The sequence below is a fragment of the Pseudomonas sp. LRF_L74 genome, from assembly GCF_965644255.1.
Taxonomy (GTDB): Bacteria; Pseudomonadota; Gammaproteobacteria; order Pseudomonadales; family Pseudomonadaceae; genus Aquipseudomonas.
The window spans coordinates 1-16,742 of sequence record NZ_CBFFRH010000014.1; the positions used below are offsets into that span (position 1 = coordinate 1).

A 16,742-nucleotide genomic window follows, 5' to 3' on the forward strand; every position below is an offset into this window, starting at 1 on the left:
TGCTTCATCGTGATACTCGGGCAACGGGATCGGCGTATTTCAACAGAAACGGGAAGTTAAATTCAGAGTTTCCTTAGGTGAGCAAGGTATGATGACGCATTGTCGAAGGATGATAGTGGGGTCAAATGTATCTGCTGCTATACCAAGAGCCTGTCGAAAAAGTGTCGAAATAACTGCGAGGCAAAGCGGAGTAAAGCGTGTAAAACTCACAACCAAACGAACAGTAGAGATGTGTCGCGGAACATTGCGGAGCTTGGGAAGGGGTTCGATTCCCTTCGCCCGCTCCAAATCAGCTTTCCAGAGACCTCCGAGGATGTCCTGAAAGCGATGTAAGCCACTGACCGTTAAGACTTTTATGAAAAACGGTGATCCAGTGGCTTCCAGTGAAAACCACTGCAAGGTGACCAAAAATGGTCACTAAAGTGGTAACTCGAAAACGGACGTCTCTGGTCTCGTTTTTTTACTGGAGGAGCCTCTGAAGGGAAAAAATACTGCTGCCAACTCTCTAATGGAGTTGGGCATGTCCCTTACAGATTTAGCCGTCAAAAAGGCCCCTACTACCGGTAAAACATACCTGCTGGCAGATACCGATGGGCTTTACCTTTGCGTTTCAGCTTCAGGCTCAAGGGCATGGCACTTTCGCTACTGTTGGGGCGGGCGACGCCCACGAATTTCTTTCGGAAGCTACCCCGAGCTTTCTCTGCGCGATGCACGCCTCGAGCTGGGCCTTCGTAAGCCTCCGGCAAATGGCACTGGCCCGAGTGGTCGCCGTGTTTGGTGTGGCGAAGCCTCACTGCGCTTACCTGTTCGCCAAACCGAGAACGTCCGACTGAAGAAAATGCTTGCCGAATCGATGTTGGAGATCGAAGCCACCCGCGAGGCGTTGCAAAAAAAGTGGTGAGCGCTCCCCCCGTCGAGAGCTAGTGCGCCACATGACGGCACGTGGCTTGAGTGAGCTCCGGGCGCTTCAGGTGATCCGCATGAGTGCCAGTGCTCTGCGCTATCAGCCAAGGCCGGACGCAACCAGAGGTTGCGAAAGCACATCGTTGCCTTGGCTCATCGGCATCGTCGCTATGGTGTAGCGATGGTCTATCTGAAGTTGCGACCGGGTGGTGAGAGGGTCAACCATAAGCGGGTTGAGCGCCTGTATGCCGAAGCGTGCTTGCAGGTAAAAAGGCGTAAGGACAAGAAGATCCCGATTGCGGATCGACAGTCACTGGGTCGCCCCCGGCTGCCAATTAGGTCTGGTTGATGGACTTTGTGTTTGATTGCACGGCCGAGGGGGGCATCAAGAGCCTGACCGTGGTCGATGATGCGACTCATGAGGCTGTCGACATCGTGCCGGAGCGAGCCATTGGTTGGCACTCTTTGACGCGCATTTTGGATTCACGAGGGTTTCCCAAAGCCATCCGCACAGACAATGGCAAGGAGTTTTGTGGTCGCGCCATGCTGTCATGGGCTCATCAGCAGGGCGTTCAACTGTTCCTGATTGAGTCAGGCAAATCCAATCAGAATGCCTACATCGAATCGTTTAACGGACGCTTTCGCGACGAGTGCCTGAACGAACACGGTTCACCAGTCTGACGCACGCCAAGGTGGTAATTGAGCCCTGGCGGCGGGAGTACAACGAAGAGCGACCGAATAAAGTGCTTGGTGGATTAACCCCATCCGCCTATGCCGAGCAACTGGCCTCAAAAGCCGTTACATCGAGCCAGTTGCTACTGAATACGGGGAGACGCCGGAATCTGCGAAGGCCATCGCATTTCTGAGAGAAACCCCTCAAGGCTGTAGCGCTTTTTTCTTTTGCAGCTACTTTGTTGTGCTGGTTGATACGGTTCCGGGCATTCTGAATGTAGCTGTTACATGCTCCCGGAATCAACTAGCGCACTGCGGTGACTTAGCCAATTTGAGCTGATCAAGGACGAAAGCAATGAACTACAAGGGTTTGTGGGTTTTGACTGCTGCACTGATTTCACAGGTAAGTCAGGCAGAGTATGTATGGGAAGACAATGCTCAAGGGCAATGGCCCACAGCTGAAAGTGCCTGCCGTCAAGGCGAAGCAATTCGTAGGCTAGATGATAAAAAGGCCCAGCAACCAGGGCTTACTTGGCGTACCACTACGCCAACTCTTCAAGATATTGATGGTACAGAAGCGATTTGCCGTTTCAACATAGAGCGACTTTTTGTCGGTCGTTGGCTGCCGGATAGCGTTCATGTCTATTCAGTATATCGTTCGGGTGCTGCGGACATCTGTCACAGTGGCTTGCTTGATACGTCAGGACAATGTTGCGCAGAGTGCCCTCCCTCTGAATGCAATGGTAGCAATCCCGTCTTGGGGGCTACCGGGCAAAAGGTTGAAATTGAGATTGATCTAAGTTGGCCAGAATCTAGTTTAAGCTTTGAACGCAACTACTGGAGCAGTAGAAATCAAGCTTCAAGCATGGGTGTAGGCTGGAAGCATAACTGGAATGTGCGACTCATTGAACAGAGCGATATAGAAGTAAAAATTTATCGTGAAAATGGACGTGCATTGCGTTTCATCAAGGTTAATGCAACATGGTCGCCATTTGCGAGCGAAACTGAGGTATTGACCCAGCTATCTACCGGAGGCTGGAGCTTGCAGACCCCAGGAAAACAAAAAGAAGTCTTCAACGCGCTTGGTCGGTTGACACGTGTTGAGCCATTAGGTGGGCTTGCTATTACGTTAACCTACGATGATGCAGGCGATTTGATCGGCATTGCTGATGCTGTTGGGAGAACCATCACCTTGACTTACAGTTCTGGGCTTATTACAAAGGCTCAGGGCGCTGTCGATTATACTTATCAGTATGACTCGCAGTCTCGATTGATAAGTGTTGAACAGGTAGGTAAGCGAAAGATTTACCACTATGAAGATAGCGTGCATCCTTACTTGCTAACCGGCATAAGTGATGAGCGAGGGGTAAGAAGCTCAACTTGGGCTTACGATTCAGTTGGTCGAACTATCTCCAGTGCTCACGCAGGAGCGGATTTAGTTAAATTTGAATATCTATCTGATGGCCGGGTTCGTGTTACGAACCCTTTAGGTAAAAAGTCTATCTATAACTATCAGACTTTCGGTCAGCGTCGTCTTATCACGAGCATTGACGGCGAAGCCTCTGCTAACTGCCCTGCCTCTAGCCGCGAAGTTATCTATCAACCCGATGGCTTGGTTTCAAGTCGTACAGATTGGAAAGGCAATAAAACGACTTACACATACGATCAGATGGGTAGAGAGAAGACGAGGACAGAGGCTGTAGGTACTTCTCAGCAGCGTGTGATAGCCACTGATTGGCACCCAACCCTGTTCTTGCCTGAAACCGTAACGGAACCAGGGCGAATTACTCATTACCAGTACGATGACCAGGGAAGGCAGCTAAGCCAGACCATCGAATCACTCTGACTTGACGTTTTATCTTTCAGAAGGACCTGATCCATGAAGATCACTTATCCGGCCAGTGCCTTGGCGCTTGCCTTGGCGATGGTGCTCGGTACCGGTGCTCACGCTGCGCAACGCAGTTGGAGCTACACCTACAACAGTTTTGGCCAGGTTGAAACCGCAGATGGTCCTCGGACCGATGTCTCGGATGTCACCACCTACAGCTACGACGGCCAAGGCCATCTCATCCAGGTCACAAACGCTTTGGGTCATACGACCCAGCTTTCCAATTTCACCAACCTGGGCCATCCCAAAACGGTGGTCGATGCCAATAGCATCACCAGTACCCTGGGCTATACAGCACAAGGCTGGCTGTCATCGGTGACCACAGATGGACGTACGACTCGCTTTACCCATGATGCGATTGGCCAAATCATCAAGCTCACTCGTGCCGATGGTAGCTGGCTGCAATACACGTGGAGTGATGCCCGGCGGTTGGTGAGGATCACCAACAATCTGGGGGAGCGGGTCGATTACGAATACAGCGTCAAGGGTGACCGCACCAGTCAGAAGCTGCGAGACAGCTCCGGCACATTGGTCCAGCAGCAAACTTGGGCCTATGACGAGCTGGGTCGTTTGCTGCGCGCAGTGGGCGCGGTAGGGCAGACGAGCCAGTACCAGTACGACCTCAATGACAATCAGACGGCGGAAACCAACCCACGGCAGAACACCTACGGCAGTGGTTACGACGCACTGAATCGACTGATCTCCAGCACCGATCCATTGGGTGGTGTAACGGGCATCGGCTATGACGATCTGGATAACATCAACCAGGTCACCGATCCGCGTGGTGTCATCACGACCTATGAATACGATGGTCTGGGCAATTTGTTGCGACAGAACAGTCCGGACACCGGCCTAACCACATTTACTCATGATGGTGCCGGCAATGTCACGAGCAAGACTGATGCTCGAGGTATCGTCACCACCTACAGCTATGACGCCCTGAATCGCCTGACTGGCAAGCAGTACCCCGCGAATCAATCCCTCAATGTCCAGTACCACTACGACATGACGGGCGACGGTAACAAAGGGATTGGTCGTCTGACCGCGGTGCAGGACTCAAGCGGTGTGATCGGCTACCACTACGACCAGTACGGTGACCTGACTGACCAGATCCGTTCGGTGGAAATCAACGGTATCGATCAGTACGAAACGCTCAGCTACGGCTACGACAATGCCCACCAACTGACGCGGATCGATTACCCGGCAGGTTTCAGTGTGGCCTACAACCGGAATGCGGGCGGGCAAGTCACAGGGGTCGATTTGAGCGTTGGCTCCGCTGCCGCTACGTCGTTGGCGAGCGATATCAGCTATTTGCCATTTGGCCCCGTGAAGAGCCTGACCTGGGGTAATGGCATAGCCCTGAACCGCACCTATGACAAGGACTACCGGCTCAAGACACAGATGGTGGGGCCTTGGCAGAGTAGCTACACCTTTGACGCGAATAGCAATATCAGGCAGATCGACCATACCCTTTGGGGCACGGTGCAGTACTCGTACGACGTTGTTGATCGGTTGATGAAGGAGACGACAGCCGATCAGAAGAAGACGTACACCTACGACGGCAATGACAACCGGACACGACGCAACACCTATACGGTGGAGGATGGTACGGACACGATCGCAGCAAAGCAGATCCTGACGTACAAGAGTGACAGCAACCGACTGGATAAGAACGGCAGCTTCCAAGCCACAGTCGATGCGGCCGGTAATGTCGAGCAGCAGACAACAGGGCGCAAGTATCGCTACGACGAGCAGGGTCGACTGCAAGCCGTGCTGGATAGCACGGGCAAGGAGCTTTCGAACTACACCTATAACGCGTTGGGCCAGCGGACCCTCAAGCAATTGCTGTCGTACAGCAGCAGTGGGCCGATCCCGATTGCGACGACGTTCTTGTATGACCCTCAGGGCCAGATTGTAGGGCAGGTGAATTATGTCACCGGGTCTAACAAGAAGAAGACGGCGCAGTACTGGGTGTGGCTGGACGACATGCCACTGGCCAGCGTGAACGTGAAATACGCGGGCAACGGTACGACGATCAGCAGCACGAGTGTGGTGTACCTGCATGCGGATCATCTGAATACGCCACGGCTGGCGAGTGGAGCGAATCAGCAATTACTGTGGAGCTGGAACAGCGATGCGTTTGGCAATGGGCTGCCGAACCAGGATGTGGATGGTGACGGTGTCGTCACGGATATCCCGCTGCGCTTTCCGGGGCAACTGTATGACGGCACGACAGGGCTGTACTACAACTACTTCCGCGATTACGACCCGCAGACGGGGCGCTACGTCGAAAGTGATCCGATTGGGTTGAGTGGTGGTACTAATACATATGGGTATGTAAACAGCAATCCAGTAAATTATACAGATAATTTAGGGCTTTTTAGAGGGGGGGCAAGGGCAGCAACTTCTAACTCAGCGCTTATGCCTTATGTTGCACCTTGCCTATTATGCTCTGCTTATACGTCTTATCCAGCAATTGGTCCAGAAGTCAGAGACTCTGCACTCGCGCCTAAAGCATCACTTGAGGGGGATGGGTTACCGTATCCGTTCTGGAGTCCAATAGGAGCGGAGAGCTGGCCTGATAGAACAGAGCAAGACGAGGCGTTCAAATGCGAGCCAAATAGGTCAAGTTGTTATGAGTTGGCTATTAGCATAGATGTTCTTGTTAGAACAATTAATATGCGGAGAGACCAAATGGCTTCTTACGGCGGTGGTGATAAAGGGCACAAAGACAGAGAGCGTAATACGCGGAAAGTTCTTAGTAAGTTAGTCCGTGAAGCAAGGGCGAGAAATTGTCCGTATAATCCAGCGGCAAATGAATTGATATTATGAACATTAAAAGAGTTGCGCGAAACAAATATTATACATTGATACATACGTTAGGGAGGCAAAATGATTCAGGAGTTTTGATGGGTATTCTTCGAAACGACACGCGCGAGCTTGTTAATAGTATAAGGATAAGTAAAGATCGTCTGGAAAGTAAATCAGAAATACTTAAAAATATTGAGCCTCCTGATGATTGGAATGAACCTTTCAGAAAATGTTTAAGTTATTATCTTCTTAAGAAAGAGCGAATGGAAAGACTGATTTACCCCTGTTGTGCTGTGCCCATATATAAAGCTATTTCTAGGCAAGAGGCATTTACGTACCATGCTCTTAAGATGTTACATTGCTTGAGTGCTGAGCAGCTTAATAAGTTGTTATCTTTTGATGAGAAAGGTAAGGATGAGTCTCAGGCAGCTATTGCAATTATCCATTCAAAAATAGAATTGTATAGAATGCTATTCTGGAAAAGTGCTGACTTGAATGAGGCGTTTGATATTATGGTTGTAAGTGCAGCGAGAGCTTATCCTGGCTATAGTTTTGATGAGTACCTTAATTAATTGATTTTTATGTTGTGGTCTTAATTGGAGGTTTGTTTTTTGTATAGCTGCTGGCCGCTGCCTGCTCAAGGCTAAGGCGAACAACAAGGGCTACATCACGACCTACAGCTATAACGATCGTGGTCTCGGGAGGCGTCGGGTGCTGCTCAAGCCCATACCACGACCACTGATTGGCGCCCAACCCTGTTCTTGCCTGAAACCGTAACGGAACCAGGGCGTATTACTACCAGTACGACGACCAGGGCAGGCAGCTAAGCTAGACCATCGAGTCACTCTGATCTGGCGTTTTATTTTTGAGAAGGGGTTACGCTGTGAAAATCATATCTTCATGCCTTCTAGTTGTCTTGTTTTTTTCAAATGCTGCGAGATCGGAAGAGTACTATTGGAAGTTTTTTAGTTTAGGTGGAGGGTGGCCTAAAAAGGATTCTGCTGAAGCTGCATGTTCCTCCGTTCCGGAAAATGGTGGGGCGGTTGGGGATTATATATATAGCAGGGTTGGTTATGTTTTTGATTATAGAATGATATGCTATTTCTATATTAATGGTGTTGAACGTGCTTACTATAGTGCTGAGCGTGGTGGTGATGGTTGTAGTGGTCAAGATCAATATAATTTTGCTACAGGTTTATGTGAGTCGCCTGATGTTGGTGCTATACGAAAACAAAGGGGAGAGCCAGACTCTGGAGGGTGCAATGCTCCAAGTGCAAAATTTCAAAATCCTCTGAACATATTAACTGGAGATAAATATCAAAAGGAAGTGGATTTTTCTGAGCCGTTTTTTGAAATTTATCGCATTTATAATAGCTCTGATGGACGGTGGATTCATAGTTACTCTGATCACTTGCTAATAACTGATGAAAATATTGCGTTATATTTCTCTGATGGCCGATTTTCTCTTTTTAGTCGAGTTGGCGATACTGCCATTTCTGAGGTGACAGAGTTTGGACGATTGGTAAAAAAAGAAGATACTTGGGTTTATATATCTGCCGAAAATAAGACTATGGTTTTCGATTCTTTAGGGCGCCTAGTTAAAATTAGTCTTCCTGATGGGCGGGGAGTTGATATTTTATATTCAGGTATTAAAGTTTTTATTAAAAATCCCTATGGGGTGACCATAGAGCTTGAGCAGGACTCTCAATACCAGATTTTATCTTTTAATGCTGTAGGGTATGAAATTGATTACAAGTATAATGAGCTTGGACAACTGGTTCTTGTATCGAAAATCATAAACAATAAAGTGATAAAAAGAGAGTATCATTATGAGATGTCTGGCAAGACAAAACTCTTGACGGGTATCACTGATGAGCGTGGCGTGCGCTATGCTACATGGTCTTACGATGAACAGAATCGTGCAATATCCAGTGAGCATGCAAATAGGATGGATTATGGCGTACTGACATACAACGCTGATGGCTCCATTACGGTTACCAACGAGCTTGACAAAAAAGCGACCTATCGTTTTCAGGTTATCCAAGGTGTGAAGCGCATCGTAGCAATCGAGGGCGAGCCTTCGCCAAACTGCCCGAGCAGTAATTCAACCTTCACCTACGACGACCGTGGTTTGCTCAAAACCAAGATGGACAACAAGGGCTACGTTACGACCTACAGCTACAACGACCGAGGCCTCGAGATTTCTCGGACGGAAGCGTCGGGTACAGCTCAGGCGCGTACCACGACCACTGAGTGGCACCCAACCTTGTTCCTGCCTGAAACCGTAACGGAACCAGGGCGAATTACCCATTACCAGTACGACGACCAGGGAAGGCAGCTAAGCCAGACCATCGAATCACTCTGACTTGACGTTTTATCTTTCAGAAGGACCTGAACCATGAAGATCAATTATTCGGCCAGTGCCTTGGCGTTTGCTTTGCCAGTGGTGCTCGGCACCAGTGCTCACGCTGCGCAACGCAGTTGGAACTACGTCTAAAACAGCTTCGGCAGATCGAAAAGCCTCATAATTTGTGGGCTGATGTATCGGATGTCATGAGTTGTAGCTACGAAAGCCAAGGGCTGCTTATATGATAAAGGAAAAAATTCTACTGGCCGTAAGTCTGACAGTATTTGCAGGCTATATTTATGGGGCTGATGTATGGGAGATAACTTTTTTTGGACAGCAACAATCTGGAGGGACTTTTGTTTCTAGTCCTGTAGCGCACTGTGCATCATTACCTGATGGAAAATTAATTGGGTATAGAGATCATAAGGGTAAAGAAACGAAGGTCCCTTCTGAAATTGTATTTGCTCACTGTGAATATATAAATCCTAATTATTTATATCCTTGGCGTGTTTCTTATCACAAGAAGGTAACTTGTGATGTTGACTTGGCTTCTGGAGCTTGTCTTGCAGCACAGAGTAAAGGTGCCGAGATGCCTATGTCCTGCGCTGCCGGATTTGGTCATGATAATTCAGATTTCGTAGGTAATCCCATAAAACTCTCAGTTGGAAATAAATTTCAGAAAGAAGTTATATTTGAGGATAAAGGGTTAGTTTTTTCGATTTTATATAATAGTCTTGATGGCTCATGGCGCAGTAGCTTTTCCAGTAAATTGGTTGTTGGTTCTGGTTTCGTTACGCTTTTGAACTATGATGGAAAGGAAGTATACTTTCGTGATGTCGATGGTGAAAAAAATTATTTTGCAAATGGAGATGGTATATTAATACACCGTGCAGATGGTTGGGTTTATTACTCTCCAGATAAAAGTCGTTACCGTTTTGACGAATTTGGTTATTTGCTTGAGGTGAGTAATGTATTTGGTAGTAGTGCTCTATCAAAAAGAGATGACGTCACTGTTGTAACAGCTGGCGATGGTCGTTCTTTGCTTTTTGAACAAGGTGAAAATGGACAGCTATTGAAATTTTCAACTGCGGGACTTATTGCTGCTTTCTCTTATAGTGATCAGGGGCAACTAATTTCTGTATCTAAAACTGTCAATGGTCAAACTCAAATCCGTAAGTATCACTATGAAGTTTCCGATAAACCCAGTCTTCTAACCGGTATTACCGATGAGCGTGGTGTTCGCTTTGCGACTTGGTCCTACGACGATCAGGATCGCGCTATCTCTAGCGAACACGCTGGAGGTGCAGACAAGGTCACCTTAGAATACAACGCCGATGGTTCCACTACGGTGACCAACGAACTGGGCAAAAAAGCAACCTATCGCTTCCAGGTTATCCAAGGTGTGAAGCGTATCGTAGCAATCGAGGGCGAGCCTTCGCCAAACTGCCCGAGTAGCAATTCTACCTTCACCTATGATGAACGTGGCTTGCTCAAGACCAAGACGGACAACAAGGGCTACGTCACGACCTATAGCTACAACGACCGCGGTCTTGAAATTTCTCGGACGGAGGCGTCGGGTACAGCTCAAGCTCGGACCACGACCACTGATTGGCATCCGACGCTGTTCCTGCCTGAAACCGTAACGGAACCAGGGCGAATTACCCATTACCAATATGACGACCAAGGAAGGCAGCTAAGCCAGACCATAGAATCACTATGATTGAGCCGTGTTTATTCGCTAGGGGCATCACCTAAGCTTCGTTGACTTTTAAGCTCTTTGAATAGCGAAATGACTTTTTTGTTATCTGGGTTAGAGAGGACTGTTTTTGATGGTGTCAGGGTGAGGAGGCTTTGAGGGGGGGTAAATATTTTATATTTTGAGGGGAATGATAGATATTCTATATTCCCATTTCTTTCTAATTCGACTTGATATGATGATATTTTTCTAATAATTACACCTTCACTAATCATGTCTCCAACATGATATCGCCCGGACTTGGTAGGGTTTGAGCCAATTATAGCTACAGACTTGAGCGGGTCTGAGTGAATAATGCTACCAAGAAGCTTTATTGGAAGCTGAGTGTTTCTAGGGGAAAGCGGTTTTGGTTGCGGTGGTGGGAAAAGCTTGGTGATAAGTTCCAGATTTATTTCTTTCCTTTCCTTTTGCTCTTCAGCATCTATTGCGATGTCTTTAGGGGTGAGAAGATCGCGCCACTCTGCTGTTTGTTTGTATAGACTAATAATCATAATTAGTGCAAAGACTGCTGATAGCTGCAGGGGTAATTGCTTGAGTATTGATTTTAATTTTTTAAGTTTGTATTGAGGCACAAGCATCCTTGCTCCTAAGAAAATCTTACTCGATTTTTATTGTACTGCTTTACTGCTTGAAAAATAAGATTTTCTATTGAATTTGTGTTTACTGTTTCCTCGCGAAAAGTGTAATAAATTATTTCATTAGGAGCTAGCTGTGAGAGGGGCAGTAATTAGGCTAGACCATCAGAATCACTCTGACTTAACTCAGAAGACCCTAATCAATGAAGATCAATTACCTGGCGATCCTATTGGCGCTTGCCCTGACGACAACCCCAGAACATATAATTATAGATATGACAATCAAGCATTCATGATTAAAAATACCAAACAATTATACTTCTATGTTTAAACTCAACCACTATCCGGAGGAAAAATGGAAAAGTATTTTCTTGGAGTGCTGCTTGCATTTTTAGTAGAAACTTATTGCCACGCCCAAGATTTTACATACTGGGCAAGTGGTAATTTTTTCACTCCAACCTTCAGAGTGCCTAAAGATGGATGCGATTTTTTGTATTCCGACAGCAATTGGCCTCACTTATCTGATCGTTATATACCTAGCGCTAATTATTACTCTAGCCCCGGAACATATTTCTGTGGTTACAGAGATTCTGGGCAGATATCAAGCTTTGGCGGTGTAATAAAAAAGACCATCAACTGCCCTGAAGGAACAAGTTTTGATTTTATGTCGAGAATCTGCACTTATTTATCACAAAAAGGCTCACCTGGAAAAAATATATCTTGCGACATACCCTCTACAAAAGCAGGGAATCCTATAAATATCGCGACAGCAAATAAATATCAGCGTGAAATTGATTGGAGTTCAGGGGGGATAGATTTTTATCGAAGCTATAATAGTATTGATGGACTTTGGAGGCATAGTTTTTCTGATCACCTAGTACTCAATGGTAATGATATAACCCTTATATTAAATGATGGTCGCGAGATAAAATTCAAAAGATCTGACAGCAACGATAAAGTATATCGTTCTATTTCAGAAATCGGAACTATAGAAAATCATCTTGACGGCTGGACATATCGAAAGGATCACGGTGAAACTCTAACTTTTACTCAAGACGGCTTACTTAGTGCGATTTCAAAAAACTATATCACACACCAAATAAATCGAGAAAACTCAGAAAACATTATCAGTAGCGACATATACCCTGATGCATATTTTACAGAGGACTACTTTGGACAACCAAAGAGCTTTCGCTTCGAAGGAAATCAAGTCTATTATAGTTACTCAGCTAACAAGCTAGTGGGCGTCACAATAACTCAAGATGGTGAAAGTAAATCCAAGATTTATCACTATGAAAACTCTAAAAACCCCAAAATACTGACAGGTATTACTGACGAGCGTGGCGTGCGCTACGCCACTTGGTCTTACGATAGCCAGGATCGCGCCATCTCCAGTGAGCACGCCGGTGGCGCCGATAAGGTCACCTTGGTTTACAACGCCGATGGCTCCACTACGGTGACCAACGAACTGGGCAAAAAAGCGACCTATCACTTCCAGGTTATCCAAGGTGTGAAGCGCATCGTCGCAATCGAGGGCGAGCCCTCGCCAAACTGCCCGAGCAATAATTCCACCTTCACCTACGATGACCGTGGTTTGCTCAAAACCAAGACGGACAACAAGGGCTACGTTACGACCTACAGCTACAACGACCGAGGTCTCGAGATTTCTCGGACGGAAGCGTCGGGTACAGCTCAGGCGCGTACCACGACGACTGACTGGCATCCGACTCTGTTCCTGCCTGAAACCGTAACGGAACCAGGGCGTATTACCCATTACCAGTATGATGATCAGGGAAGACAGTTAAGCCAGACTATCGAATCACTATGATTGAGCCGTGTTTACTCGGTAAAAGCTGAGCGCTACTCAAATCGGGGAAGACGTCGGATACTCGCTTGTCGGTGAACGGTTCACTATTCCGTCGAGCGTCTTTTGCGTGATCACCCTCTGAGCGAGGATCGGCAAGCGGCACTTATATCTGGTGGTGCTCCAGCAGAAAGTCCACGAATACCCGGACTCGAGCTGGCATCGAACTACCGCCAACAAACACGGCGTGGATCGGTTCCTTGTCACCAGGGTTCCAGGTTTCCAGCAGCGGCACCAGCGCGCCGCATTGAATGTCATCTGCGACACTGAAGGTTCCGATCCGTGCGATGCCGGCGCCCACCCTGGCCAATTGCGCGAGTGCCTCGCCACTGCTGCATTCGATATTGCCTGTGACCTTGAGTGAAAACTCATGACCATTACAGGCAAACGGCCAATTGGGTTCGGCGCGGCGGAAGTTGAAGCGCAGGCAATTGTGCTGCAGTAGGTCGTGCGGCTCACTCGGCGTGCCGTGACGCTCCAGGTATTCGGGCGAAGCCACCACGACCTGGCCGGTTTCACCAATCCTGCGGGCAGTCAGCGGGCTGTCGGGTAGATGGCCGAAGCGGATCGCGACATCCGCCTGGCCGCCCAGAATATCGACCACTTCATCACCCAGGGTCAGGTCGACCGTGATGTTGGGATAACGAGCGCTGAAGGCCGCGACCAGTGGCACGATGGCAAGGCGACCGTGGCCGAGTGCCGCACTGACCCGCAGCCTGCCTTTAGGGACGCCCTGGTCGGCAATGGCATCTTCGACTTCACGCAGGTCGGCCAGGATTCGCCGTGCACCCCGCAGGTACGCCTCGCCCTCGGTCGTCAGCCTTGTCAGTCGGGTGGTGCGTAGCAGAAGGCGAGTACCGAGACGCTGCTCTGTGCGAGCGATGATACGGCTGACAGCGGAGGGCGTCAGCCCCAGGGCGCGGGCAGCGGCAGACAGGCTGCCTTCCTGTGCCACGCAGGCAAATACCTCCATCTCGCCTGATTTGCCGTTGAAGTCCACTTGTGCCTCTTGAGCAAAGGTAATTGCCAGAAAAGCGATCTACCGCCTTAAGATTCAGGATCGTAGCATCTGCGGCACAGATGAGGAGCCGTATATGCGTATAAATCCACCCCTTGTAGCACTGGCCATTGGTGCTTTCGGTATTGGTGTGACCGAGTTTGCCCCCATGGGGATGTTGCCTGGCATCGCAGCCGACCTTGGTGTGTCGATTCCGGCTGCCGGTCTATTGGTCAGTGCTTATGCTATCGGCGTGCTGTTCGGCGCGCCGCTGATGATTCTGACTACTGGCAAGATTCCCCGGCGCTACTTGCTGATCGGGCTGATGGCCATCTTCACCCTGGGTAACCTGATGTCGGCACTGGCATCCGACTACTACAGCCTGCTTGTTGCCAGGGTGGTGACTTCCCTCAACCATGGCGCGTTCTTTGGCGTCGGCTCCATCGTCGCGGCCAGTGTGGTGGCGCCGGACAAGCGCGCCGGTGCTGTGGCGGCGATGTTCATGGGGCTTACGCTGGCGACTATTGGTGGAGTACCCCTGGCTACCTGGTTTGGCGAGTTGCTTGGCTGGCGCATGGCGTTCTGGGGCATCGCCGGTTTGGGGGTGGTTACCATGGCCGCATTGTGGTTTGCCCTGCCCAATGTCCCGCTGCCGAAAAGCGATGGCGTGCTGGCGGAAATCCGCGTGCTGGGACGCGGTTCCGTGCTGGCGGCACTGGCCCTGACCGTGGTCGGCTCGGGCGCGATGTTCACCGTTTTCACCTATATCGCTCCCATCCTAAGTAGCGAGACCCACGCCTCTACGACATTCATCACGGCCATGCTGGTGCTGTTCGGTGTGGGCCTGACTCTTGGCAACCTGTGGGGCGGTAAGGCGGCAGATCGTTCGATCGATCGGACCCTGATCGTTTCACTGGTTGTGCTTATTCTTGTGCTGCTAGCGTTTGCAGTATTGATGCGTTGGTCGTTGCCTGCTGCCTTGGCCATCCTGGTGTGGGGCATTGCCAGCTTCGCCTTGGTGCCACCCTTGCAGATGCGTGTGATGGAGGCCGCCAAGGATGCCCCCAACCTGGCCTCGGCAGTGAACATCGGTGCGTTCAACTTTGGTAACGCCATTGGTGCCGCATTGGGGGGGGCCGTGATCAATGCAGGGCTGGGCTATCCAGCGATTTCCCTGGCAGGTGCAGCAGTGGCTGGCCTGGGGCTTTTGATGGTGCTGGTATTTGCCTGGCGTTCCAGAACCTCGGTGGTTACCGCCTAGAGCCAGGGGAAGGACCGTTACCTATGGCAACGTGTTCACGATCTGCTCTGCGCGTCGGCTAAACAGGGTTGAAAGCCCGTCCGAGCGTGCCTCGGCCACTTTCACCCCTGTTTTGCTCTAGCTCGCGAGATCGCTGGGGTCAGTCGAGCAGGTCGGCTGGTACGTTGCCACCGTTGTCGGCCAGCTTCTGCAGCACGGTCTTGTGCAGCCAGATGTTCATCTGTGCCGAGTCACCGAGTTTTTCGGTAGGGCAGCCCAGTTCGTTGGCCAGTTCCTTGCGTGCGGTCAGGCTGCTATCCAGCCCCAGTAGTTTGAGCAGGTCGACGATGGAAACCTTCCAGTTGAGTTTCTCCGGGTGCTTGGCAGCCAACCCTTCCAGTTTGGAGACTACGTCCACCACCGGGATGGCCTCAGACGTAGCAGTGGGTGTTGCAGCAGGTGCAGAAGCTTCGGCGGGCGCAGCCTGCGCCTTGGAACCGAAGCCCAGTGTGTCGAGAATTTTACCGAACAGACTCATGAGATTCCCTCTTCTGTATGAACATTGCCCAGGCAGCATAACCCAGTAGTAGGGGTGGATGACGCTTTTCTCATCCTTTCCTTTGGTGATCAGCCTACACGCTTTGTATAGCGCGTATGCAACGCTTAGCCTAGTACGTTAAACCGGACTGCCCCTATTCCAATGGTTATTATTCGGTCAGCTGGAAGTTTGATTTTCCTTTTGATTTCGCCAAATACAAGGCGTTGTCAGCACGCCTCATGATCTCGCTCAATGATTCAAGGTTCGAGTCTGAAATACTACCGCCGATGCTGATCTTTATATGGAACTCATGGCTCATGAACGTATTTTTCTTCTGCAAGCAACTGGATAAGCGCTCCACTAACGACTGTAAACTCGCCGCAGGATCTTGTGAATAGGTAAGGATGGCAAACTCATCCCCGCCTAATCGTGCAATGAACTCATCCGCTTTTTTTACTCGCTGAAAACCTTTGGCAATATTACAGAGTGCAATATCTCCTGCTTCATGTCCGAAGGCGTCGTTGATCTGTTTGAAGTCATCGACATCGAAGATTAGCAGGCCAATTCTGTCATTGGTTCTCAAGCACTTCTTCCTGAGCTTGAGGAAGAAATTCATTAGCGCTCTTCTGTTGGGTAATTTGGTAAGCGCATCAGTTTCGCCAGCTGCTCTGAGCCGGAGTTCCGCTTCTTTCTGCCTGGTGACATCACGCGAGAGGCAAAGTATCAAGGTGATATTGCCTCTATCATCCAAGATAGGCGTTAAAATGTTTTCCCAGACCACTGGTTTCTTACCAGGTAGCTCACTCCTGCCAAAGAAAGAAGATTTCTTTCCGGCACAGGCACGTTGCAGAGCTTTCTTGCCGATTCCCCTAATATCCGCAGGCAACAAGCCGAGCCATTCGGGCCGGTGATGTATGCTATCGGCATCCAGACCCAATGCAATTCTTCCTGCATTGTTTATTTTTATCAATTCGCCGGACAAGTTTATAAGCTTGATACAGTCGATACTTGCGTCCAGCATCAGGTTCAAGAATGCCAGCTCTGCATCGAAATAGTCCTGAAGCTCGGAAGTCTTTAGTTGTTGTGTCATTTTCACCCCCTGAGAGGGATCTTCCCTGCCTGCATGGAAGCAAAGGCTGCTTGTAGTGGTC

Annotated in this window: 13 protein-coding genes and 2 pseudogenes; 11 read left to right on the plus strand and 4 right to left on the minus strand. The window is 49.4% G+C overall.

Annotation, left to right across the window (positions count from 1 at the left end):
• Positions 1–520 precede the first annotated feature (520 nt).
• From ACSZPK_RS24960 to ACSZPK_RS25000, 9 genes and pseudogenes are all read left to right on the plus strand, one after another.
• A complete protein-coding gene (locus ACSZPK_RS24960; protein ID WP_437884322.1) occupies positions 521–901 on the plus strand; it encodes an Arm DNA-binding domain-containing protein in 381 nt (126 codons plus the stop codon).
• A gap of 150 nt (positions 902–1,051) precedes the next feature.
• A complete protein-coding gene (locus ACSZPK_RS24965; protein ID WP_437884398.1) occupies positions 1,052–1,252 on the plus strand; it encodes an IS3 family transposase in 201 nt (66 codons plus the stop codon).
• Positions 1,252–1,769 (plus strand): annotated as a pseudogene (locus tag ACSZPK_RS24970) (integrase core domain-containing protein). Before ACSZPK_RS24965 ends, ACSZPK_RS24970 begins: the two are co-directional and overlap by 1 nt.
• 161 nt (positions 1,770–1,930) lie before the next feature.
• Positions 1,931–3,421, plus strand: a complete 1,491-nt coding sequence (locus tag ACSZPK_RS24975; RefSeq protein ID WP_437884323.1) for a DUF6531 domain-containing protein — start codon at positions 1,931–1,933, stop codon at positions 3,419–3,421.
• 33 nt (positions 3,422–3,454) lie between these two features.
• On the plus strand, positions 3,455–6,295 hold the full coding sequence (locus ACSZPK_RS24980; protein WP_437884324.1) for an RHS repeat-associated core domain-containing protein: 2,841 nt from the start codon (positions 3,455–3,457) through the stop codon (positions 6,293–6,295).
• Positions 6,296–6,372: 77 nt separating this feature from the next.
• Positions 6,373–6,846, plus strand: coding sequence for a hypothetical protein (locus ACSZPK_RS24985; RefSeq protein WP_437884325.1), 474 nt, complete (start codon positions 6,373–6,375; stop codon positions 6,844–6,846).
• A 61-nt stretch (positions 6,847–6,907) separates the two neighbouring features.
• Positions 6,908–7,101, plus strand: a pseudogene (locus ACSZPK_RS24990) (hypothetical protein); the annotation flags it as partial.
• A gap of 56 nt (positions 7,102–7,157) precedes the next feature.
• Entirely contained in the window at positions 7,158–8,639 is a 1,482-nt protein-coding gene (locus ACSZPK_RS24995; RefSeq protein WP_437884326.1) for a hypothetical protein, read from the plus strand.
• 223 nt (positions 8,640–8,862) lie between these two features.
• A complete protein-coding gene (locus ACSZPK_RS25000; RefSeq protein ID WP_437884327.1) occupies positions 8,863–10,341 on the plus strand; it encodes an RHS repeat protein in 1,479 nt (492 codons plus the stop codon).
• Positions 10,342–10,352: 11 nt separating this feature from the next.
• On the opposite strand, the gene ACSZPK_RS25005 is transcribed toward ACSZPK_RS25000, so the two are convergent.
• Positions 10,353–10,955 carry a type II secretion system protein N gene (locus ACSZPK_RS25005; protein ID WP_437884328.1) on the minus strand — a complete coding sequence of 201 codons (603 nt, stop codon included), beginning with the start codon at positions 10,953–10,955 and terminating at the stop codon, positions 10,353–10,355.
• A gap of 661 nt (positions 10,956–11,616) precedes the next feature.
• Between ACSZPK_RS25005 and ACSZPK_RS25010 the strand changes: the two genes are divergently transcribed.
• Entirely contained in the window at positions 11,617–12,780 is a 1,164-nt protein-coding gene (locus ACSZPK_RS25010) for a DUF6531 domain-containing protein (RefSeq protein WP_437884399.1), read from the plus strand.
• Between the two features lie 142 nt (positions 12,781–12,922).
• Here the strand turns inward: ACSZPK_RS25010 and ACSZPK_RS25015 are convergent, their stop codons facing one another.
• Positions 12,923–13,816, minus strand: coding sequence for a LysR family transcriptional regulator (locus tag ACSZPK_RS25015; protein ID WP_437884329.1), 894 nt, complete (start codon positions 13,814–13,816; stop codon positions 12,923–12,925).
• Positions 13,817–13,910: 94 nt separating this feature from the next.
• Here ACSZPK_RS25015 and ACSZPK_RS25020 point away from each other — a divergent pair, with 94 nt between their 5' ends.
• On the plus strand, positions 13,911–15,074 hold the full coding sequence (locus ACSZPK_RS25020; protein ID WP_437884330.1) for an MFS transporter: 1,164 nt from the start codon (positions 13,911–13,913) through the stop codon (positions 15,072–15,074).
• Between the two features lie 139 nt (positions 15,075–15,213).
• Here ACSZPK_RS25020 and ACSZPK_RS25025 read toward each other — a convergent pair whose 3' ends face one another.
• On the minus strand, positions 15,214–15,591 hold the full coding sequence (locus ACSZPK_RS25025; protein ID WP_437884331.1) for a DUF3597 domain-containing protein: 378 nt from the start codon (positions 15,589–15,591) through the stop codon (positions 15,214–15,216).
• Positions 15,592–15,760: 169 nt separating this feature from the next.
• On the minus strand, positions 15,761–16,681 hold the full coding sequence (locus ACSZPK_RS25030) for a GGDEF domain-containing protein (protein WP_437884332.1): 921 nt from the start codon (positions 16,679–16,681) through the stop codon (positions 15,761–15,763).
• Positions 16,682–16,742: the final 61 nt, after the last annotated feature.

Coding starts and splice junctions, on each gene's coding strand:
- ACSZPK_RS24960 (WP_437884322.1), top strand. CDS start 521: ATGTCCCTTACAGATTTAGCCGTCAAAAAGGCCCCTACTACCGGTAAA.
- ACSZPK_RS24975 (WP_437884323.1), top strand. CDS start 1,931: ATGAACTACAAGGGTTTGTGGGTTTTGACTGCTGCACTGATTTCACAG.
- ACSZPK_RS24980 (WP_437884324.1), top strand. CDS start 3,455: ATGAAGATCACTTATCCGGCCAGTGCCTTGGCGCTTGCCTTGGCGATG.
- ACSZPK_RS24985 (WP_437884325.1), top strand. CDS start 6,373: ATGGGTATTCTTCGAAACGACACGCGCGAGCTTGTTAATAGTATAAGG.
- ACSZPK_RS25000 (WP_437884327.1), top strand. CDS start 8,863: ATGATAAAGGAAAAAATTCTACTGGCCGTAAGTCTGACAGTATTTGCA.
- ACSZPK_RS25005 (WP_437884328.1), bottom strand. CDS start 10,955: ATGCTTGTGCCTCAATACAAACTTAAAAAATTAAAATCAATACTCAAG.
- ACSZPK_RS25010 (WP_437884399.1), top strand. CDS start 11,617: ATGTCGAGAATCTGCACTTATTTATCACAAAAAGGCTCACCTGGAAAA.
- ACSZPK_RS25020 (WP_437884330.1), top strand. CDS start 13,911: ATGCGTATAAATCCACCCCTTGTAGCACTGGCCATTGGTGCTTTCGGT.
- ACSZPK_RS25025 (WP_437884331.1), bottom strand. CDS start 15,591: ATGAGTCTGTTCGGTAAAATTCTCGACACACTGGGCTTCGGTTCCAAG.
- ACSZPK_RS25030 (WP_437884332.1), bottom strand. CDS start 16,681: ATGACACAACAACTAAAGACTTCCGAGCTTCAGGACTATTTCGATGCA.